The sequence below is a fragment of the Pseudomonas sp. 273 genome (assembly GCF_029201425.1).
Classification (GTDB): Bacteria; Pseudomonadota; Gammaproteobacteria; order Pseudomonadales; family Pseudomonadaceae; genus Pseudomonas; species Pseudomonas delhiensis.
Genome location: NZ_CP116775.1, coordinates 4,925,643 through 4,944,668, shown reverse-complemented (window position 1 = coordinate 4,944,668; position 19,026 = coordinate 4,925,643). Strand labels below are relative to the sequence as shown.

The window sequence follows — 19,026 nt, the reverse complement described above, 5'->3', positions numbered from 1 at the left end:
GGGCGCGCCGGGAGGCTGCGCTCCGATGCTGGTCGTAGTCACCCGCGCACCGTGCGGCGATTCTGTGCTGCAGAACATGGCGGTGCAGCTCCGTAGCCAGTCGCTCGCCGCCTGGCAGTGGCTGGTTGTCGGCGTAAAGCTTCCGTGGGATCTGCGCCAGGAGGCACGCATCCGCTTGCTGGCAAGCGAGGAGCAGGTGCGGCTGTGGACCCAGAGCCCCGCCTGCGTGGCCTGGATACGCCTGGATGAACCTGAGCCCTGGCTTGTGCCGCGGGCCTTCGAGCAGCTCTGGTGGTTTCTGCGTGGTCATCCACGAGCAAGGTGCGTGGTCTACGACGGATCGCCCGGAGCCGATGCCCGGCTGTCGGCCCGGCGCCACCCGCCCGCGAGGCAGCCCTGCTGGCTGCGTGGTGCAGCCGGCGTCGAAGCGCCGCCGGTAACCGCTGGTCCGCCCGGTGGCCGGCACCTGCTGATGTTGTTGCCCTGGCTGGAGCCGGGTGGAGCCGACCGCTGCAATCTGGATATTGCTCGCCAACTGCTCGGGCAGGGCTGGACGCTCAGCGTCGTTGCCACGCTGGAGGCGGCCCATGCCTGGGCGCCGCGATTCCGCGAACTGAGCGACGACGTGCTGGTGCTGCCTCGCTTCCTCGCCGCCGCCAGCGTCAAGGAATTCCTGCTTCACCTACTGGAAAGCCGCATGCCGGACCTGCTGTTGCTGTCCAACTGTCGCCTCGGTTACGACCTGCTTCCGACACTGCGCGGCCAAATGCCCCAGCTGCCGGTGATCGACCTGAACCATATGGAGGAGGGCTGGGGCGCCGGCGGCTATCCGGGGTTGGCGGTGCGGCATGACGCCGAAATGCTTCGCCACTGGGTAGTTTCGCGGCATCTGCGACAGTGGATGCTGGCGCGGGGGGTCGCCGCACAGCGGGTGGAAGTGCTGCACTGGTTCGCCGATGCGCAGCGCTGGCGCCCCGATACGCAGGCCCGGCGGCAGTTTCGCCAGGCCTTCGGGATAGCCCGGCGAACCCCGGTCATCGTCTACGCCGGCCGGCTCTGCCGGCAGAAGCGCCCGGACCTGTTCGCGGCGAGCCTGCGCAAGCTGGCCGACAGCGGCCAGGAGTTCCTGGCCCTGGTGATCGGCGATGGCGAACTGGCGGCCGACCTGCGGCGTGACCTGCAGCACCTGCACCTGGAGGAGCGGGTCCGCTGGCTGGGCTGGCTCGACGAGGACGGCTTGCGACGCGCCTTGCAGGCGTCGGACCTGCTCTTCCTGCCCTCGGAGGCGGAAGGCATCGCCCTGGTGTTGTATGAGGCCATGGCCTGCGCGCTGCCTGTGGTGGCCTCGAACGTGGGGGGCAGGCGGAACTGGTGGACGCCACCTGTGGCTGCCTGATCGGGCCGCGGAGCCGGGACCCGGCGAGCGACTACGCGGCAGCCCTGGGTCGCTTGCTGAAGGATCCGTTGTTGTTGCGCGACATGGGCGCGCGGGCCCGGGAACGCGTGCTCCGGCACTTCGATGCGCGGGCCTTCGGCCAGCGTCTACTCACCTTGCTGGAACAGGCCGTCCAGCTACCCGTGCCCCGAGCGGGGCGGCAATCGGCGAGGCAGCGCTCGCTGGCACTCGCCCGCTTGCGCTGGCAGTGGCGCTGCCGGCGCCTGTTGGCGCGCTGCGGGCTTTTCCGGCAGGGCCGCTTGCAGCGACTGCTGACAACGTTCGTCAAGGCGACGCTATACGTCGGTATCCATGGCTCGGCGCTGTTGCGCGTGAAGGAGCGGCGCAATTGAGGCATTGAATGAAAATGGAAAAACATCGAATGAAAAAGCGTGTCATCGTCGTTCTGGGTATGCATCGTTCCGGGACCAGCGTCATGTCTGCTGCTCTGGAATGCCTGGGCGTGGAGTTCGGCAACTTCCTCTTGGCCCCCCGGAACGACAATCCCAAGGGCTTCTGGGAGGATTGGCAAATCGTCGAGTTGAACGAGCGCCTTCATGCCCTGGTAGGGGGCCGTCTTCCTCGCCGGGCTTCGAGGTGCAACGCTTGTTGGCGGCTGCAGGCTATCCCGAGGTACGCCAGGCGTTGGTCGAGCTGCTGGACGCGCGCCTGGGCAGCCATGCGCAGTTCGGCATAAAGGACCCACGCCTGCCGCGCCTGATGGACGTCTGGGCGCCGGTACTGGAGGAGCTGGACGTCGAGTTGTCGTTCGTTCTGCCCGTACGCAACCCCCTCAGTGTGGCTACATCGCTATTGCGACGGGATGCCTTCTCGCTCAGCAAGGGCCTGTTGCTCTGGTACGAATACAGTTACCGGGCCCTGTACTTCGCCAGCTCCCGGCATATGCTGGTCGTCGACTATGACTGCCTAGTGGATGGACCACGCGCAACGCTGCGGCGAATGGCCGAGCGGCTCGGACTGGGTTTTGACGAGCGGACCTATACCGAGTTCGGCGAGCAGGTACTCACCCAGGACTTGCGCCATGGCCATTTCGATGACGCAGCCTTGCGCGCCCATGAGGATGGCTTTCCGGCCCTGCTACGGCTGTACCAGTTGCTGGGCAAGCTGGCGCGGGATGAGTTACAGCCTGGCGACGAGGAATTCTCCCGGCTGTTCCGCGCGGTGGAGCGCGATTTCTCTGAGCTTTGGCCGTTGATACGCCATTGCGGCCGCCAGGAAGTCGCTGACGGGGAGTGCCTGCAACGGGATAAGAGCTACTTCGCCGCCCGTGAAGCCGAATTGGGGGCTTGGATCGCCACGCTGGAGGCCTCTGTGCAGGAAAGCGAGGCGGTGCGGCTCAAGGAGAAGGTATGGTTCGAGCGGCAACTCGAAGAAAAGCAAGACTACGGCCGTGCGCTGGAAGAGCGCCTGGCGGCGATGGGAGAGGCACTCGGTGAGGCGAGTCGGCAGCTTGCTGTCGGGCGCGAGGATGTCTCCACGGCATTCCGTCTGGCCAACCAGGCGAGACAAGAAACCTTGGCTGCCCAGCGCGAGGTGCAGGCACTGTACGACAGTTCTTCCTGGCGTGTCACCGCGCCGCTGCGCTGGATACGGCGACTGCTGGAACGCTGTCGCGCGGCGCCCGCCGATTGACGTGATGGGTGGCGGTTGCTACCATTCCAGACCTTGTATTGGGAGGCTTTCGTCCCTATCTGGCGGAGCAACCCGTAAAAACTGAATATGGAGTGCCCGGCTTCGGCCGGGCGCGGCCAGGGGCCGGCAGGATACCAGTCTCGATCCTGCTGGCTTCTTTTTCATCACTTGACCGCGTTCGCTGGTGGCGCGGAGCCGGGCCTACAGGCCTTTGACTACAGGTATAAACATGAGCGAAAGCTTCGCAGAACTCTTTGAAGAAAGTCTGAAATCCCTCGACATGCAGCCGGGTGCCATCATCACCGGCATCGTGGTCGACATCGACGGTGACTGGGTCACCGTGCATGCCGGCCTGAAGTCCGAGGGCGTCATCCCGGTCGAGCAGTTCTACAACGAACAGGGCGAGCTGACCATCAAGGTGGGTGACGAAGTCCACGTTGCGCTGGACGCGGTTGAAGATGGCTTCGGTGAAACCAAGCTGTCCCGCGAGAAAGCCAAGCGTGCCGAATCCTGGCTGGTTCTGGAAGCTGCCTTCAACGCTGATGAAGTGGTCAAGGGCGTTATCAACGGCAAGGTCAAGGGTGGCTTCACCGTCGACGTCAGCGGCATCCGCGCGTTCCTGCCGGGTTCCCTGGTCGATGTCCGTCCGGTGCGTGATACCACCCACCTGGAAGGCAAAGAGCTCGAGTTCAAGGTCATCAAGCTGGACCAGAAGCGCAACAACGTTGTCGTTTCCCGTCGTAGCGTCCTGGAAGCCGAGAACAGCGCCGAGCGCGAAGCCCTGCTGGAATCCCTGCAGGAAGGCCAGCAAGTCAAGGGTATCGTCAAGAACCTCACCGACTACGGCGCATTCGTGGACCTGGGCGGCGTAGACGGCCTGCTGCACATCACCGACATGGCTTGGAAGCGCATCAAGCACCCGTCGGAAATCGTCAACGTCGGCGACGAGATCGATGTCAAGGTTCTGAAGTTCGACCGCGAGCGCAACCGCGTATCCCTGGGCCTGAAGCAACTGGGCGAAGACCCGTGGGTTGCCATCAAGGCTCGTTACCCGGAAGGCACCCGCGTCATGGCCCGCGTCACCAACCTCACCGACTACGGCTGCTTCGCCGAGCTGGAAGAGGGCGTGGAAGGCCTGGTACACGTCTCCGAAATGGACTGGACCAACAAGAACATCCACCCGTCGAAAGTCGTTCAGGTTGGCGACGAAGTGGAAGTTCAGGTTCTGGACATCGACGAAGAGCGTCGTCGTATCTCCCTGGGCATCAAGCAGTGCAAGTCCAACCCGTGGGAAGATTTCTCCAGCCGCTTCAACAAGGGCGACAAGATCTCCGGCACCATCAAGTCGATCACCGATTTCGGTATCTTCATCGGCCTGGAAGGCGGCATCGACGGTCTGGTTCACCTGTCCGACATCTCCTGGAACGAAGCCGGTGAAGAAGCCGTGCGTCGCTTCAAGAAGGGCGACGAGCTGGAAACCGTCATCCTCTCCGTCGATCCGGAGCGCGAGCGCATCTCCCTGGGCATCAAGCAACTGGAAGACGATCCGTTCTCCAGCTACGCCGGCCAGCATGAGAAGGGCAGCATCGTCCGCGGTATCGTCAAGGAAGTTGACGCCAAGGGCGCTGTCATCAGCCTGGGCGACGACATCGAAGGCATCCTGAAAGCCTCCGAAATCAGCCGCGACCGCGTCGAAGACGCCCGCAACGTGCTGAAGGAAGGCGAAGAAGTCGAAGCCAAGATCATCAGCATCGACCGCAAGAGCCGCGTCATCAGCCTCTCCATCAAGTCCAAGGACGTCGATGACGAGAAGGATGCGATGAAAGAGCTGCGTAGCAAGCAGGAAGTAGAAAGCACCGGTCCGACCACCATTGGTGATCTGATTCGTGCGCAAATGGAGAACCAGGGCTAAGTCCTGATTCTTCCAAGAAAAAGGGCGACTTCGGTCGCCCTTTTTCGTTTTCCCTCCTTTAGGCTGTTCAAAGCTTGAGCTGCGTGCTAAAAGAACCTAGAGCTGATCTAGCCGCTTGAAAAAGAAGGGAAAACCATGACCAAGTCGGAGTTGATCGAGAGAATCGTCACCCATCAGGGGCAGCTTTCCGCAAAGGACGTGGAGTTGGCGATCAAGACCATGCTTGAGCAGATGTCCCAGGCTCTGGCGACCGGCGATCGCATCGAGATCCGTGGGTTCGGCAGTTTCTCTCTGCATTACCGTGCACCGCGCGTCGGCCGGAATCCGAAGACCGGCGAATCGGTGCGCCTGGATGGTAAATTCGTTCCGCACTTCAAGCCGGGCAAGGAATTGCGCGATCGGGTGAACGAGCCCGTGTAGCCGGCTAGAGAACGATCGAGGATTTTTCATGCTTCGGCTCAAACGCTTTCTGGCCTTCCTGGCTGCCATCCTGCTATGCGCAGTGATCGTCGTCTTCGTCCTGGAGAACCTGCAGAAGGTCCAGCTGGCCTTCCTCGGCTGGCAGACGCCGGAGTGGCCGCTGGTGGTCTTCATCACCCTGTCCTTCGTCCTGGGTGGCGTCATCGGCCTGCTGCTGAGCATTCCGTTCCGGGCGCGCACGCGCCTGCATCTCTCGGGGCTGCGTTCCGAGGTATCGCGCTTCCGCAAGGAAAACCAGGCCCTGCGCGACCAGTCGCTGAAGACCCAGTGATCCGGGATGTCCAGCGTTGTAGCGATGCTGCTGTTCGTCCTGGCCCTGGCCGTCGGTTGGTGGCTGGGGCGCCGCTCGTTGCGCCCGGGGTCTCGGCCGGCTTCTGCTGACGAGGCGTTGCGCGAGCGGGTGCGCAACATGCACAACCTGCTCGACCGGCATTCCGACGACGCACTGGAGCGCCTTTCCCAGGGCCTTTCGCTGAACGAAGAGACGCTCGAAAGCCACGTTCATGTCGGCAACCTGTTCCGCCGCCGTGGGGATATCGAGAAGGCCATCCAGATCCACCAGGAATTGCTGGGCAAGGCGTCCGCCAACACCGAGCTGTCCGCGCAGATCAGCCTCGAACTCGCCCGTGACTACATCGCCGGCGGGTTGCTTGGCAGCGCCGAGCAGTTGCTGGACGAGCTGATGCGGCGTGACGGCCAGGCCACCTCGCTGGAGGCGCTGGACGAACTGCGTCGCATCGCCGAGCGCGAGAAGGACTGGGCGCGTGCAGTGGAGCTTGCAGCGCGCCTGGTGGGGCGGCGGCCCCAGTTGAAGACGGTGCTGGCCAACTATTATTGCGAGCAGGCCCAGGAGCGCATCCGTGGGGGGGACCGCGACAGCGCCTGCGAGCTTCTCAAGGAGGCCCGGCGGGTCGACCCCCAGTGCGTACGCGCCTTGCTGATGCGCCTGGATTGCGAGCTGTGGCAGCGCAACTTCCAGGCTGCCGATGCTTCCATCACCGAACTCTGCGCGGCTGATGCCGGTTTTCTCGGTGAGTTGCTGCCCATGCTGCGGCGCCGCGAGTGTTGCGCCGAGCCGGAGATCCTCGCCTGCCTGCGCCGTCTTGCCGAGGCGCCGGATGCGTCGCCGGCGCTGCTGGCGATCCTGGCCCAGCTCGACGCGGACGGGCAGGGCTGGCGCGGCCGGTTGCTGGCCAAGGTCCAGCAACAACCTTCCTGGCGAGGGTTGCTGGACATGCTCGGTACGCTGGGCGGCGGTAGGGCGGACCAGGAGCTGTTCACCCACATGCAGCCGATCATCCTCGGCCTGTATCGATCGATGCCGCACTATCGCTGCGGCAATTGCGGTTTCGCCGGGCGCGAGCTGCACTGGCAATGCCCGGGCTGCCACGCGTGGAATACGCTCAGGCCGATCGCTGCTCCCCAGCAGTGATGCCGGTACCCGAAATCATGGACGGTGCCCCGGCGCCTTGAATCTCTAGGAGTGGTGTTGAAAGTACTTCTGACCGGTGCCACCGGTTTTGTCGGGCGTGGCGTTCTCGAAGCCTTTGCCGCGATACCGGAGTTGCGCCTGGCGGTGGCGGTGCGTTCCCGTTTGCCTGGCGAGTTCCCCGGCGTGGAGGTCCACTCCATCGATGGCCTGAGCGCCACCCAGGACTGGAGCGGTGCACTGGCCGGCGTGGACGTCGTGGTCCATGCCGCGGCCCGGGTGCATGTCATGTGCGAAACCGCGGACGATCCCCTGGCCGAGTTCCGCGCGGTCAATGTCGAGGGCACCCTCAACCTGGCACGCCAGGCCGCCGCGGCAGGGGTGCGGCGCTTCATCTTCATCAGCTCGGTCAAGGTCAATGGCGAATCGACGCCGCCCGGCCGGCCGTTCCGTGCCGAGGACGTGCCGGCGCCGGCCGACCCCTACGGCCAGTCGAAGCTGGAAGCGGAGCAGGCGCTGTCGCGCCTGGCCGAAGACTGTGCAATGGAATGGGTGGTCATCCGCCCGCCGCTGATCTATGGCCCGGGTGTGGGGGCCAACTTCGCCAGCCTGATGCGTGCGGTGCAGCGGCAATTGCCCTTGCCGTTCGCGCGGGTGCGCAACCGGCGGAGCCTGGTGGCCAGGGACAACCTGGTCGACCTGCTGCGGGTCTGCCTGGGGCACGAGCGTGCCGCCAACCAGGTCTTCCTGGTCAGCGACGACCAGGACCTTTCCAGCGCCGAGCTGTGCCGCCGCCTGGCCGCGGCACTGGGCGTACGTTCGCGGCTGCTGCCGGTGCCGGTCGCCTTGCTGCAGGGGCTGGCCGTGTTGTTCGGGCGGGGAGCCCAGGCGCAGCGCGTGCTGGGCTCGTTGCAGGTGGATATCGGCAAGACCCGCGAGCTGCTGGGCTGGCGCCCGCCGGTGGGCGTCGACCAGGCGCTGGCGGCGACGGCTCGCTGGTACCGGGAGGCCCGGCGATGATCTTCCTGTTGCCGTTTCTCGCCCTGCTGCTGGCCTGGGCCGGCACCGCCGGGGTTCGCCACTACGCCCTCGCGCGCAGTGTGATGGACGTGCCCAACGAGCGCAGCTCCCACAGTGTCCCGACGCCCAGGGGCGGTGGGGTGGCGATAGTCCTGAGCTTCCTTCTGGTGCTGCTGCTGTCCTGGGGAATGGGCCTGACCGATACGCGCGGCATGCTTGCCCTGCTGCTGTCGGGCGGCTGGATCGCCCTGGTGGGCTTCGTCGACGACCATCGCCACGTCCCGGCCCGCTGGCGCCTGCTCGGCCACTTCCTGGGGGCGGGGTTCCTGCTCTACATGCTGGGTGGCGTGCCGGCCCTGCCGTTCGCCGGCAGCCATTGGGACCTGGGCCTGTTCGGTTCGCTGCTGGCGCTGTTCTACCTGGTGTGGCTGCTGAACCTCTACAACTTCATGGACGGCATCGATGGCATCGCCAGCCTGGAGGCGATCACCGTCTGCGTCGGTGCGGCGCTCTGTTGCTGGCTGGCAGGGGTGGGCTCGGCCGCCTGGCTGCCGCTGCTGTTAGCCGCGGCCACCGCGGGGTTCCTGGCCTGGAACTACCCGCCTGCGCGAATCTTCATGGGCGACGCCGGCAGCGGCTTCCTCGGCATCGTCCTGGGAGGGTTGTCCTTGCAGGCGGCTTGGCAGGCTCCGCAGCTGTTCTGGTCGTGGCTGATCCTGTTGGGCGCCTTCGTGGTCGACGCCACCTGGACCCTGGCGCGCCGCTTGCTGCGTGGCGAGCGGGTGCATGAAGCGCACCGCAGCCATGCCTACCAGCGTGCTTCGCGGCGTCTGGGCCAGCATCGCGCCATCAGTCTGTCCGTGGCTGCGATTAATCTGATATGGCTGTCGCCGATCGCCGTTTTCGTGGCGTTGGGCTGGATCGACGGCGTGACCGGACTGATTCTTGCCTATGCTCCATTGGTGCTGGTCGTGGCAGTGCTGGGTGCCGGTGGGCCTGAAAACGGCCAACCGAAGTGAACTCCATGGGAAATGGTGGTCAATGTAACGGGAGACTGCGCTCCCGGACTGGGAAGGACGAATGGATATGCTGCGAGAGCGCCTGCTGAGGTTGCCCCGACGTTACAAGCGAATGCTGCAGGTGGTCACGGACGTGTTCCTGGTGTGGCTGGCCCTGTGGCTTTCTTTCGTGGTGCGCCTGGGTACGGACGACCTGACCTACCCCTTCCGCGTGCATGCCTGGCTGTTCATCGCCGCGCCCCTGATCGCGATACCGCTGTTCATCCGCTTCGGCATGTACCGGGCGGTCATGCGCTACCTGGGCAACGATGCGCTGATCGCCATCTGGAAGGCGGTGACCATCTCGGCCCTGGTGCTTTCGCTGGTGGTCTACTGGAACCGCTCGGTCGTCGAGGCGGTGCCGCGTTCCCTGGTGCTCAACTACTGGTGGCTGAGCCTGCTGATGGTCGGCGGCCTTCGCCTGGCCATGCGCCAATACTTCATGGGCGACTGGTACAGCGCAGTCCAGGTCGTGCCCTTCTTCAAGCAGGACGATGGCCTGACCAAGGTCGCGGTCTACGGCGCGGGTACCGCGGGCAACCAGCTGGTGGCCGCCCTGCGCCTGGGGCGGGCGATGCGCCCGGTGGCGTTCATCGATGACGACGACGAGATCGCCAACCGGGTGATCGCCGGCTTGCGGGTATTCAAGCCCAAGCATATCCAGCAGATGATCGAGGAGACCGGCGCCCAGGAGGTCCTCCTGGCGATTCCCTCGGCCTCGCGGGCGCGCCGCCGCGAGATCCTCGGGCTGCTGGAACCCTATCCGCTGCACGTGCGCAGCGTGCCCGGCATCATCGACCTGGCCAACGGCCGGGTGAGGGTGGACGACATCCAGGAAGTGGACATCGCCGACCTGCTGGGTCGCGACCCGGTGGCTCCGCGCAGGGAGCTGCTGGAGCACTGCATCCGCGGCCAGGCGGTGATGGTCACAGGGGCGGGCGGCTCCATCGGCTCGGAATTGTGCCGGCAGATCCTGAGCTGCGGCCCGACGGTGATGGTGCTGTTCGAGCACTGCGAGTTCAACCTCTACCGCATCCACCAGGAACTGGAGCAGCGCATCCGCCGCGAGTCCCTGCCGGTGCAGCTGGTGCCCATCCTGGGCTCGGTGCGCAGCGCCGAGCGCCTGCTGGAGGTGCTGGGCAGCTGGAAGATCAACACCGTCTACCATGCGGCCGCCTACAAGCACGTGCCGATCGTCGAGCACAACATTTCCGAGGGCGTGCTCAACAACGTGCTGGGCACGTTGCAGGCGGCCCAGGCTTCGATCCAGGCCGGAGTGCAGAACTTCGTGCTGATCTCCACCGACAAGGCGGTGCGCCCGACCAATGTCATGGGCGGCACCAAGCGCCTGGCCGAGATGATCCTGCAGGCGCTCAGCCAGGAGCCGGCGCCGGTGCTCTTCGGCGACAAGGCCGGCGTGCACCATGTGAACAAGACCCGTTTCACCATGGTGCGCTTCGGCAACGTCCTGGGTTCATCCGGCTCGGTCATTCCGCTGTTCCGCGAGCAGATCAAGCGCGGCGGCCCGGTGACCGTCACCCATCCGGCGATCACCCGCTACTTCATGACCATACCCGAGGCCGCGCAACTGGTGATCCAGGCGGGCTCCATGGGGCGCGGCGGCGATGTCTTCGTGCTGGACATGGGGCAGCCGGTGAGGATCCTCGAGCTGGCCCAGCGCATGATCCACCTGTCGGGGCTCAGCGTGCGCTCGGAGAGCACGCCCCATGGCGACATCGCCATCGAGTTCAGTGGCCTGCGCCCGGGTGAGAAGCTCTACGAGGAGCTGCTGATCGGTGACGACGTGGGCACTACCGAGCACCCGATGATCATGAAGGCAAACGAGGAAATGCTGCCCTGGGATGCGTTCAAGGCGGTGCTGGGCTCGCTGCTGAAGGCGGTGGAGCGGGGTGACTACGCCCAGGTGCGCATGCTGCTGCGCGATTCGGTCAACGGCTACTGCCCGGATGGCGACATCGTCGACCTGGTCCACCAGCAGCGCCGTATGGAACCCTGACAGATCAAGGCCGGCACTCGGTCGGACGCTGCCTTGTTGCAGGAGGGGCTCTTCGTCCAATCGGCGAGGAAGCCCCTGATTCATTCAAAGTGTGATTTTCCCTTCTTCCCCTTGCCCCACTCCTGTCGCTAAAGGTGAATGGCGAGCCCGTTCTGGCTCGCCATACCCAGTGATTAAAAGGAGTTATTCATGCATAAGGCATTCGCGCTACTGCTGGTCGTGCTTTCTTCCCTTTCCCTCTCGGGCATGGCTGCCGCCGCCTCTGCGCCGGAGAAGCTGACGCCGGCGACGGTCACCATGCACGACGAGAAGGAAGGGCTAGTCAGCCTCAACACCGCCGACGCAGAGATGCTGCAAAAGCGGCTCAAGGGAATCGGCAAGGCCAAGGCCGAAGCCATCGTGGCCTACCGGCAGGCCAATGGCCCCTTCACCAGCCTGGATCAGTTGCTGGAAGTGAAGGGCATCGGCAAGGCGATCCTGGAGAGCAACCGGGAGGCGATCAGCCTCGACTGAGGCGCTCCGCGATGGAAAGGCCGGTCCGGGCGACCGGCCTTTTTCATTGTTGCGTTGGTGGGGTGATGCTTGACCATGGCCAGCAGCGAGCATGGGGCGATTACCTTGGAAGGACAGGCCGAGATGGTGACCGAGGAGATGGAGCAGGCGTTGGGTCGCCTGAGCGACGAACCTGCGCCGTTCTCAAGGCAAAGTGGAGGGCCTGCACCGGCGGGCTCAGGATTGATGTCTGGCGGGAGAGGGATGGGAGGAGGCCGCCCTTGGCAGGCGACCGACTCTCGATCTAGAATCTCCCGTAATGGGAGATTCGGGACGGATGCGAGTCATTGCAAAGAGCACGTTGGTGAAGTTCTGGGAGATTCCTGGCCAGGAGGACGCCAAGGCTCCTTTGGAGAGTTGGTACGACGCGGCGACCAACGCTGAATGGAAGACTCCACAGGACGTGAAGAATCAATTCGGCAGCGCGAGCATCTGCGGCAACAACCGCGTGGTGTTCAACATCGGCGGCAACAAGTACCGCCTGATTGTGGAAATGCAGTACCGCTGCGGCATCGCCTGGGTGAAGTTCATCGGCACCCATGCCCGGTACGACCAGATAGACGTGGAGACGGTGAATGAATATTAAGCCCATCCGAAACGACGAGGACCTGCGCTCGGCCTTCCAGCGCCTGGAGTCCATCTTCCAAGCGGAGGAGGGCACGGCTGAGGCTGACGAAATGGAAGTGCTGGTGACGCTGATCGAGGCGTATGAGAACAAGCACTACCCGATAGGCCCGGCCGATCCCGTCGAGGCCATCAAGTTCAGCATGGAGCAACGAGGGCTGACCCCGCGCGACCTGGAACCCTTTATCGGCAGCAGCGGCCGTGTCTCAGAGGTGCTGAATCGCAAGCGTGGCCTCAGCCTGGCGATGATCAAGCGCCTGCATGATGGCTTGAATATCCCCTATGAGAGCCTGCTGGCCGGGGCTGCCTAGTCTGGCTCCGGCGTTCTGCCATGGTTCGTTGAGGGTAGGCGTGCTGGGCCTGGGAAGCTATTGAAGGGTGTTGGGCCCCGCGACCTGGACTCGACGGTCCGGGGCCCTTACAAAGAAAAAGGTTCTTCGCGGAGTCTGGGGAAAGAGCGGATTGACAGTCAGGGAAGCGGGTAGATTGGCAGTCGCCAAACGAACCAACCCCCACCCCCTGCTGTCGCCGTGCATCCTATTGATCTTGCTGCTTTCTGGCCAGGCTACGAAGTCATCGCCTGCCACCCATCTGCCGACAGCACCCTGCTGATCGAGCTCAAGCCTCACGCCAGCGCTGTCCCCAAATGCGGGCGCTGCGGTCAGGCCAGTCCATTAATCCACGAACGGCGGATTCGCCGGGTGCGTGATCGTGATCTGTTCGACCAGCGCGTCCTGCTCCAACTGCCGGTGCGCCGCGTCGACTGCCTGCGCTGTGGTCGGGTGACCGAGCGGATCGACTGGCTGGAGCCAGCGTCGCGCTTGACCCAGCGCTTGCGCATCTGGCTCGAGGCTTTGCTGCAATTACTGCCCATCAGTCACGTCAGTCGCCTCGTCGGTCTGCATTGGCACACGCTCAAGCAACTCGACAAACGTCGTCTAGAGGCCGCAGTCGGTGCTTTCGAGCCGGGTGACGTTCGCCGCCTGGTGATGGACGAGTTCGCTCTTCACAAAGGACATCGTTACGCCACCGTGATCATGGATGCGCAGCGGACACGCGTGCTGTGGGTCGGGCATGGCAACAGCCGCGAGGCGATTCAGCCGTTCTTCGAACTGCTCGGTGAGCGCTGCCAGCAAATCGAGGCCGTGGCGATGGACATGAACACCGCCTTCGATCTGGAAGTAAAACAGCATTGCCCCCGTGCCGAAGTGGTCTACGACCTATTCCACGTGGTGGCTCGCTATGGCCGGGAGGTGATCGACCGCATCCGTGTCGATCAGGCCAACGCGCTACGCCAGGACAAAGCGGCACGCAAGGTAATCAAGCAGAGTCGTTGGTTGCTGCTGCGCAATCGCGAAAACCTCAAGGATCAGCAAGCCGTGCAGTTGCAGGAAATCCTCGAGGCCAACCAGCCACTGGCCACGGTCTACGTGCTCAAGGATGCGCTCAAGGAAATCTGGTACGCCCCCAGCGTGCGGGAGGGTTGGCGCCGCTGGCGGGACTGGTTGCGCCACGCCAGGGACAGTGGCCTGGCCCCGCTGCAACGCTTCGCTCGCAATCTGCGCAAATACGCCCGAGGCATCCTGGCCAGCGCTCGCTTCCCCATGCACACCAGCCTGCTGGAAGGGGTAAACAACCGCATCAAGGTGATCAAGCGCATGGCCTATGGCTTCAGGGACTCCGCCTACTTCTTCCTGAAAATCAAGGCCGCCTTCCCCGGGAAAGCGCGATGAACCAAGAAAAAGCCCCCGGCATGTGCCGAGGGCTTTTGAATTTGGCTCCGCGACCTGGACTCGAACCAGGGACCCAATGATTAACAGTCATTTGCTCTACCGACTGAGCTATCGCGGAACAACGGGGCGTATCTTACTGATTAAAAAGGGGAAGTCAACATTCTACCGATGACTTCCCCGATTTTTTTCAGAGCACCTGGACGATGGCGCGGGTGACGGTTTCCAGGTTGCCGTTGTTCAGCGCGGCGACGCAGATGCGGCCGGTGCCGACGGCGTAGATGCCGAACTCGTTCTTCAGGCGCTCCACCTGCTCGGCGGTCAGGCCGGAGTAGGAGAACATGCCGCGCTGCTGGGCGACGAAGCCGAAGTCGCGCTTGGCGCCCTGGGCGGCCAGTTGCTCGACCATGGCCACGCGCATGTTACGGATGCGGCTGCGCATTTCGCCCAGTTCCTCTTCCCACAGGGTGCGCAGTTCCGGGCTGTTGAGCACGGCGGAGACGACGCTGGCGCCGTGGGTCGGCGGGTTGGAGTAGTTGGTGCGGATCACCCGCTTGACCTGGGACAGGACGCGGGCGGACTCCTCGCGGCTGTTGGTGACCACCGACAGCGCGCCGACGCGCTCGCCGTACAGCGAGAACGACTTGGAGAAGGAGCTGGAAACGAAGAAGTTCAGGCCGGACCGGGCGAACAGGCGCACGGCGGCGGCGTCTTCGTCGATGCCGTCACCGAAGCCCTGGTAGGCGATGTCGAGGAAGGGCACGTGGCCCTTGGCCTTGAGCACCTCCAGGACCTGTTTCCAGTCGTCCAGGCTCAGGTCGACGCCGGTCGGGTTGTGGCAGCAGGCGTGCAGCACCACGATGGACTGCGAGGGCAGGGCGTTGAGGTCCTCCAGCAGGCCGGCGCGGTTCACGCCGTGGCTGGCGGCGTCGTAGTAGCGGTAGTTCTGCACCGGGAAGCCGGCGGCCTCGAACAGCGCGCGATGGTTTTCCCAGCTCGGGTCGCTGATGGCCACGGTGGCGTTGGGCAGCAGGCGCTTGAGGAAGTCGGCGCCGGTCTTCAGCGCGCCGGTACCGCCCACCGCCTGGGTGGTGACCACGCGGCCTTCGGCCAGCAGCTCGGAGTCGGCGCCGAACAGCAGCTTCTGCACGCCCTGGTCGTAGGCGGCGATGCCTTCGATCGGCAGGTAGCCGCGCGGGGCGTGGGCTTCGATGCGGGCTTTCTCCGCGGCCTGTACGGCACGCAGCAACGGGAGGCGACCCTCCTCGTTGTAGTACACGCCGACGCCCAGGTTGATCTTGCCGGGGCGGGTGTCGGCGTTGAAGGCTTCGTTCAGGCCCAGGATGGGGTCGCGGGGGGCCATTTCGACAGCGGAGAACAGACTCATTTTGGCAGCAGCTCTAAGGCGGGAGTGAGAATGCAAATGCAACCCCCGCGCACGGCGCTGGGGGATGCGTCGACGGGCCGGTATTATATAGGCCTCTATGGCACGCTGCGAGTTGATCGCGCATGCTTTCGCCTGGTTTGACGCCGCAATTCTGCCCGCGTCACACCCCACAGCGAGGTTCCCATGTCGATTTTCCAACTGGATTCGCGCTTCAAGCCGGCGGGCGACCAGCCCGAAGCGATCCGACAAATGGTGGAGGGGCTGGAGGCCGGACTGTCGCACCAGACCCTGCTGGGGGTGACCGGCTCCGGCAAGACCTTCAGCATCGCCAACGTCATCGCCCAGGTGCAGCGCCCGACCATGGTCCTGGCGCCGAACAAGACCCTGGCCGCGCAGCTCTACGGCGAGTTCAAGACCTTCTTCCCGCACAACGCGGTGGAATACTTCGTCTCCTACTACGACTACTACCAGCCGGAGGCCTACGTCCCGTCCTCCGACACCTATATCGAGAAGGATTCGTCGATCAACGACCACATCGAGCAGATGCGCCTGTCGGCGACCAAGGCCCTGCTGGAGCGTGAGGACGCGATCATCGTCTGCACCGTGTCGTCCATCTACGGCCTGGGCGATCCGGCGTCCTACCTGAAGATGGTCCTGCACCTGGACCGCGGCGACCGCATGGACCAGCGCGAGTTGCTGCGCCGCCTGACCAGCCTGCAGTACACCCGCAACGACATGGACTTCGCCCGCGCCAGCTTCCGCGTGCGCGGCGACGTCATCGACATCTTCCCGGCGGAATCGGAGCTTGAGGCCATCCGCGTCGAGCTGTTCGACGACGAAGTGGAGAACATCTCCGCCTTCGACCCGCTGACCGGCGAGGTGATCCGCAAGCTGCCGCGCTTCACCTTCTACCCCAAGAGCCACTACGTGACGCCGCGGGAAACCCTGATGGAGGCGGTGGAGCAGATCAAGGAAGAGCTCAAGGTGCGCCTGGACTACCTGCGCAACGACAACAAGCTGGTGGAAGCCCAGCGCCTGGAGCAGCGCACCCGCTTCGACCTGGAGATGATCCTCGAGCTGGGCTACTGCAACGGCATCGAGAACTACTCGCGCTTCCTCTCCGGGCGCGGCCCCGGCGAGCCGCCGCCGACCCTCTACGACTACCTGCCGGCCAACTCGCTGCTGGTGATCGACGAATCCCACGTCAGCGTTCCCCAGGTCGGCGCCATGTACAAGGGCGACCGTTCGCGCAAGGAAACCCTGGTGGAATACGGCTTCCGCCTGCCCTCGGCGCTGGACAACCGGCCGCTGCGCTTCGAGGAGTGGGAGGCGATCAGCCCGCAGACCATCTTCGTCTCCGCCACCCCCGGCCCCTATGAAGAGCAGCACGCCGGGCGCGTGATCGAGCAGGTGGTGCGGCCCACCGGCCTGGTCGACCCGCAGATCGAAGTGCGCCCGGCCTCGACCCAGGTGGACGACCTGCTCTCGGAAATCCGCCGGCGCGTGGCCAGCGAGGAACGCGTGCTGGTCACCACCCTGACCAAGCGCATGGCCGAGGACCTCACCGACTACCTCGGCGACCACGACGTGCGCGTGCGCTACCTGCACTCGGACATCGACACCGTCGAGCGCATGGAGATCATCCGCGACCTGCGCACCGGCGCCTTCGACGTGCTGGTGGGCATCAACCTGCTGCGCGAGGGCCTGGACATGCCCGAGGTGTCCCTGGTGGCCATCCTCGACGCCGACAAGGAAGGTTTCCTGCGTTCCGAGCGCTCGCTGATCCAGACCATCGGCCGCGCCGCGCGCAACCTCAACGGCAAGGCGATCCTCTATGCCGACAACGTCACCGGCTCGATGCAGCGAGCCATGGACGAGACCGAGCGGCGGCGCAACAAGCAGATCGCCTTCAACGAAGCCAACGGCATCGTGCCCAAGGGTGTGAAGAAGGACATCAAGGACATCCTCGAGGGCGCCAGCGTGCCGGGCGCCAAGGGCAAGCGCCGCGGCGTGGCCAAGGTGGCGGAGGAGAGCGGGCGCTACGAGGGCGAACTGCGCTCGCCGAACGAGATCAGCAAGCGCATCCGCCAGCTCGAGGAGAAGATGTACCAGCTGGCCCGCGACCTGGAGTTCGAAGCCGCCGCCGCGGTGCGCGACGAGATCCACAAGCTGCGCGAACGCCTGGTGGAGGTCGGCTGACCTCCACCCGCGCTTGGGTCAGTGCGCGGCAGCGCTGGCCTGGGCGCCGAAGCCCTTCGGCAGCGGGCGGGTCAGCAGCACGGCGATCATGCTGATGGCGAGGACGATGCCGATGGCGTGGAAGGCGTCGTTGTAGGCCATGATCGCCGCCTGTTGGTGGACGATCACGCTGATTTCCCCCAGCGCCGCCTGCTGGCTGCCGAGTTGCGCGGTCAACTGCGCGAGGCGCTCGTCCACCGCGCCGTTGACCGGCACCACCGCTTCGCGCAGGTAGTCGTAGTAGACCTTGGCGCGGCTATCCAGCAGCGTCGCCAGCAGGGCGATGCCGATGGCGCCGCCGAGGTTGCGCAGGATGTTGAACAGGCTCGAGGCGGAGCCGGCGTCTTGCGGCTGCAGGTAGATGGTGGCGATCAGCGAAATGGTCACCATCACCATCGGCTGGCCGAGGGCGCGCAGCAGCTGGATCTGGTTGAACTGCGGGCCGGCGAAGTCCGGGTTGAGCACCCCCGAGCAGAAACTCGCCAGGCCGAACAGGCCGAAGCCGATGGCGCACAGCAGGCGTGGCTCGATGATCTTCATCAGCTTGGGGATCAGCGGGATCAGGAACAGCTGCGGCACGCCCATCCACATGATCACCTCGCCGATCTGCATGGCGTTGTAGCCCTGGATCTGCGCCAGGTACAGTGGCAGCACGTAGATCGAGCCGTACAGGCCCATGCCCAGGCCGACGCTGGAGATGCTCGACAGGCCGAAGTTGCGGTTGCGCAGGATGCCCAGGTTGATCAGCGGGTTGGGCCGCGAGGTCTGCAGGATGATGAACAGGATCAGGCTGACCAGGGCGATGCTGCCCAGGCTGACGATCAGGTTGGACTCCAGCCAGTCCTTGCGGTGGCCCTCCTCGAGGAACACCTGCAGGCAGCCCAGGCCGATGGCCATGCTGACGATGCCGGCGTAGTCGGTGCTCTTCAGCAGCTCCCAGTGCGGCGGCTTCTTCTCCAGGCCGTAGAGCAGCCCGGCGATCATCAGCAGGCCCGGCGGGATGTTGATGTAGAAGATGTATTCCCAGCCGAAGTTCTCGGTCAGCCAGCCGCCCAGGGTCGGGCCGATCGACGGGGCGAAGGTGGCGGTGATGGCGAACAGCGCCATGCCCTTGGGCCGGTGGTGTTCCGGCAGCTTGATCAGGCTCAGGGTGAAGGCCAGGGGAATCAGCGCGCCGCCGGTGAAGCCCTGCATGGCGCGGAACACGATCATGCTCTCCAGGTTCCAGGCGAAGGAGCAGAGCAGCGAGGAGAACAGGAAGCCGATCGACACCATCACCGCCAGGCGCCGCGCCGAGAGCAGCTGCACCAGCCACGCGGTGAGCGGGATCATGATGATCTCCGCGACCAGGTAGGAGGTGGAGATCCACGAGCCTTCCTCCAGGGTCGCGGCCAGCGCGCCCTGGATGTCCTTCAGCGAGGAGTTGGTGATCTGGATGTCGAGCACCGCCATGAACGCGCCGAGCATGGCCGCCAGTACCGCGATCCAGTC

General features: G+C 64.7%; 17 protein-coding genes and 1 tRNA gene. 15 read left to right on the top strand and 3 right to left on the bottom strand.

Annotated elements, in window-relative coordinates:
* Window positions 1–25: 25 nt before the first annotated feature.
* From PKO50_RS22480 to PKO50_RS22415, 14 genes are all read left to right on the top strand, one after another.
* Entirely contained in the window at window positions 26–1,396 is a 1,371-nt protein-coding gene (locus PKO50_RS22480; RefSeq protein WP_275627265.1) for a glycosyltransferase family 4 protein, read from the top strand.
* Window positions 1,372–1,788 carry a hypothetical protein gene (locus PKO50_RS22475; RefSeq protein WP_275627264.1) on the top strand — a complete coding sequence of 139 codons (417 nt, stop codon included), beginning with the start codon at window positions 1,372–1,374 and terminating at the stop codon, window positions 1,786–1,788. The genes PKO50_RS22480 and PKO50_RS22475 overlap by 25 nt, the downstream gene beginning before the upstream one ends.
* Window positions 1,789–2,080: 292 nt before the next feature.
* On the top strand, window positions 2,081–3,088 hold the full coding sequence (locus PKO50_RS22470; RefSeq protein WP_275627263.1) for a hypothetical protein: 1,008 nt from the start codon (window positions 2,081–2,083) through the stop codon (window positions 3,086–3,088).
* Window positions 3,089–3,317: 229 nt separating this feature from the next.
* On the top strand, window positions 3,318–5,000 hold the full coding sequence (gene rpsA / locus PKO50_RS22465; protein ID WP_109933278.1) for a 30S ribosomal protein S1: 1,683 nt from the start codon (window positions 3,318–3,320) through the stop codon (window positions 4,998–5,000).
* Between the two features lie 135 nt (window positions 5,001–5,135).
* Window positions 5,136–5,420 carry an integration host factor subunit beta gene (gene ihfB / locus PKO50_RS22460; RefSeq protein WP_009621012.1) on the top strand — a complete coding sequence of 95 codons (285 nt, stop codon included), beginning with the start codon at window positions 5,136–5,138 and terminating at the stop codon, window positions 5,418–5,420.
* Between the two features lie 28 nt (window positions 5,421–5,448).
* Window positions 5,449–5,751, top strand: coding sequence for a LapA family protein (locus PKO50_RS22455; protein ID WP_089393788.1), 303 nt, complete (start codon window positions 5,449–5,451; stop codon window positions 5,749–5,751).
* A 6-nt stretch (window positions 5,752–5,757) separates the two neighbouring features.
* Window positions 5,758–6,912, top strand: coding sequence for a tetratricopeptide repeat protein (locus PKO50_RS22450; protein ID WP_275627262.1), 1,155 nt, complete (start codon window positions 5,758–5,760; stop codon window positions 6,910–6,912).
* A 57-nt stretch (window positions 6,913–6,969) separates the two neighbouring features.
* Window positions 6,970–7,929, top strand: a complete 960-nt coding sequence (locus tag PKO50_RS22445; protein WP_275627261.1) for an SDR family oxidoreductase — start codon at window positions 6,970–6,972, stop codon at window positions 7,927–7,929.
* Window positions 7,926–8,948 carry a glycosyltransferase family 4 protein gene (locus PKO50_RS22440; RefSeq protein WP_109933276.1) on the top strand — a complete coding sequence of 341 codons (1,023 nt, stop codon included), beginning with the start codon at window positions 7,926–7,928 and terminating at the stop codon, window positions 8,946–8,948. Before PKO50_RS22445 ends, PKO50_RS22440 begins: the two co-directional genes overlap by 4 nt.
* A 61-nt stretch (window positions 8,949–9,009) precedes the next feature.
* Window positions 9,010–11,004 (top strand): nucleoside-diphosphate sugar epimerase/dehydratase, encoded by a 1,995-nt coding sequence (locus PKO50_RS22435; RefSeq protein WP_275627260.1) that lies wholly within the window; start codon window positions 9,010–9,012, stop codon window positions 11,002–11,004.
* 189 nt (window positions 11,005–11,193) lie between these two features.
* Window positions 11,194–11,517, top strand: a complete 324-nt coding sequence (locus tag PKO50_RS22430) for a helix-hairpin-helix domain-containing protein (RefSeq protein WP_275627259.1) — start codon at window positions 11,194–11,196, stop codon at window positions 11,515–11,517.
* 316 nt (window positions 11,518–11,833) lie between these two features.
* Window positions 11,834–12,142: a type II toxin-antitoxin system HigB family toxin gene (locus PKO50_RS22425; RefSeq protein WP_275627258.1), complete on the top strand. Its 309-nt coding sequence runs from the start codon at window positions 11,834–11,836 to the stop codon at window positions 12,140–12,142.
* Window positions 12,132–12,491, top strand: a complete 360-nt coding sequence (locus PKO50_RS22420) for a transcriptional regulator (protein ID WP_275627257.1) — start codon at window positions 12,132–12,134, stop codon at window positions 12,489–12,491. The genes PKO50_RS22425 and PKO50_RS22420 overlap by 11 nt, the downstream gene beginning before the upstream one ends.
* 219 nt (window positions 12,492–12,710) lie before the next feature.
* Complete coding sequence (locus tag PKO50_RS22415) at window positions 12,711–13,913, top strand: ISL3 family transposase (RefSeq protein WP_275627212.1); 1,203 nt, start codon at window positions 12,711–12,713, stop codon at window positions 13,911–13,913.
* 42 nt (window positions 13,914–13,955) lie between these two features.
* Here the strand turns inward: PKO50_RS22415 and PKO50_RS22410 are convergent.
* Both PKO50_RS22410 and PKO50_RS22405 read right to left on the bottom strand, forming a co-directional pair.
* Window positions 13,956–14,031 (bottom strand) — tRNA-Asn (locus PKO50_RS22410).
* 69 nt (window positions 14,032–14,100) lie between these two features.
* The gene (locus tag PKO50_RS22405; RefSeq protein WP_275627256.1) at window positions 14,101–15,297 is read right to left on the bottom strand and encodes an amino acid aminotransferase; all 1,197 of its coding nucleotides are present in this window, start codon (window positions 15,295–15,297) and stop codon (window positions 14,101–14,103) included.
* Window positions 15,298–15,480: 183 nt separating this feature from the next.
* Between PKO50_RS22405 and uvrB the strand changes: the two genes are divergently transcribed.
* On the top strand, window positions 15,481–17,496 hold the full coding sequence (gene uvrB, locus PKO50_RS22400) for an excinuclease ABC subunit UvrB (protein ID WP_109933270.1): 2,016 nt from the start codon (window positions 15,481–15,483) through the stop codon (window positions 17,494–17,496).
* A gap of 18 nt (window positions 17,497–17,514) precedes the next feature.
* Here the strand turns inward: uvrB and PKO50_RS22395 are convergent, their stop codons facing one another.
* A complete protein-coding gene (locus tag PKO50_RS22395) occupies window positions 17,515–19,020 on the bottom strand; it encodes an MDR family MFS transporter (RefSeq protein ID WP_275630514.1) in 1,506 nt (501 codons plus the stop codon).
* Window positions 19,021–19,026: the final 6 nt, after the last annotated feature.

Excerpts from the sequence above, each read along its gene's own strand:
- PKO50_RS22480 (WP_275627265.1), top strand. The coding sequence starts at position 26 with ATGCTGGTCGTAGTCACCCGCGCACCGTGCGGCGATTCTGTGCTGCAG.
- rpsA (WP_109933278.1), top strand. The coding sequence starts at position 3,318 with ATGAGCGAAAGCTTCGCAGAACTCTTTGAAGAAAGTCTGAAATCCCTC.
- ihfB (WP_009621012.1), top strand. The coding sequence starts at position 5,136 with ATGACCAAGTCGGAGTTGATCGAGAGAATCGTCACCCATCAGGGGCAG.
- PKO50_RS22455 (WP_089393788.1), top strand. The coding sequence starts at position 5,449 with ATGCTTCGGCTCAAACGCTTTCTGGCCTTCCTGGCTGCCATCCTGCTA.
- PKO50_RS22450 (WP_275627262.1), top strand. The coding sequence starts at position 5,758 with ATGTCCAGCGTTGTAGCGATGCTGCTGTTCGTCCTGGCCCTGGCCGTC.
- PKO50_RS22440 (WP_109933276.1), top strand. The coding sequence starts at position 7,926 with ATGATCTTCCTGTTGCCGTTTCTCGCCCTGCTGCTGGCCTGGGCCGGC.
- PKO50_RS22435 (WP_275627260.1), top strand. The coding sequence starts at position 9,010 with ATGGATATGCTGCGAGAGCGCCTGCTGAGGTTGCCCCGACGTTACAAG.
- PKO50_RS22430 (WP_275627259.1), top strand. The coding sequence starts at position 11,194 with ATGCATAAGGCATTCGCGCTACTGCTGGTCGTGCTTTCTTCCCTTTCC.
- PKO50_RS22425 (WP_275627258.1), top strand. The coding sequence starts at position 11,834 with ATGCGAGTCATTGCAAAGAGCACGTTGGTGAAGTTCTGGGAGATTCCT.
- PKO50_RS22420 (WP_275627257.1), top strand. The coding sequence starts at position 12,132 with ATGAATATTAAGCCCATCCGAAACGACGAGGACCTGCGCTCGGCCTTC.
- PKO50_RS22405 (WP_275627256.1), bottom strand. The coding sequence starts at position 15,297 with ATGAGTCTGTTCTCCGCTGTCGAAATGGCCCCCCGCGACCCCATCCTG.
- uvrB (WP_109933270.1), top strand. The coding sequence starts at position 15,481 with ATGTCGATTTTCCAACTGGATTCGCGCTTCAAGCCGGCGGGCGACCAG.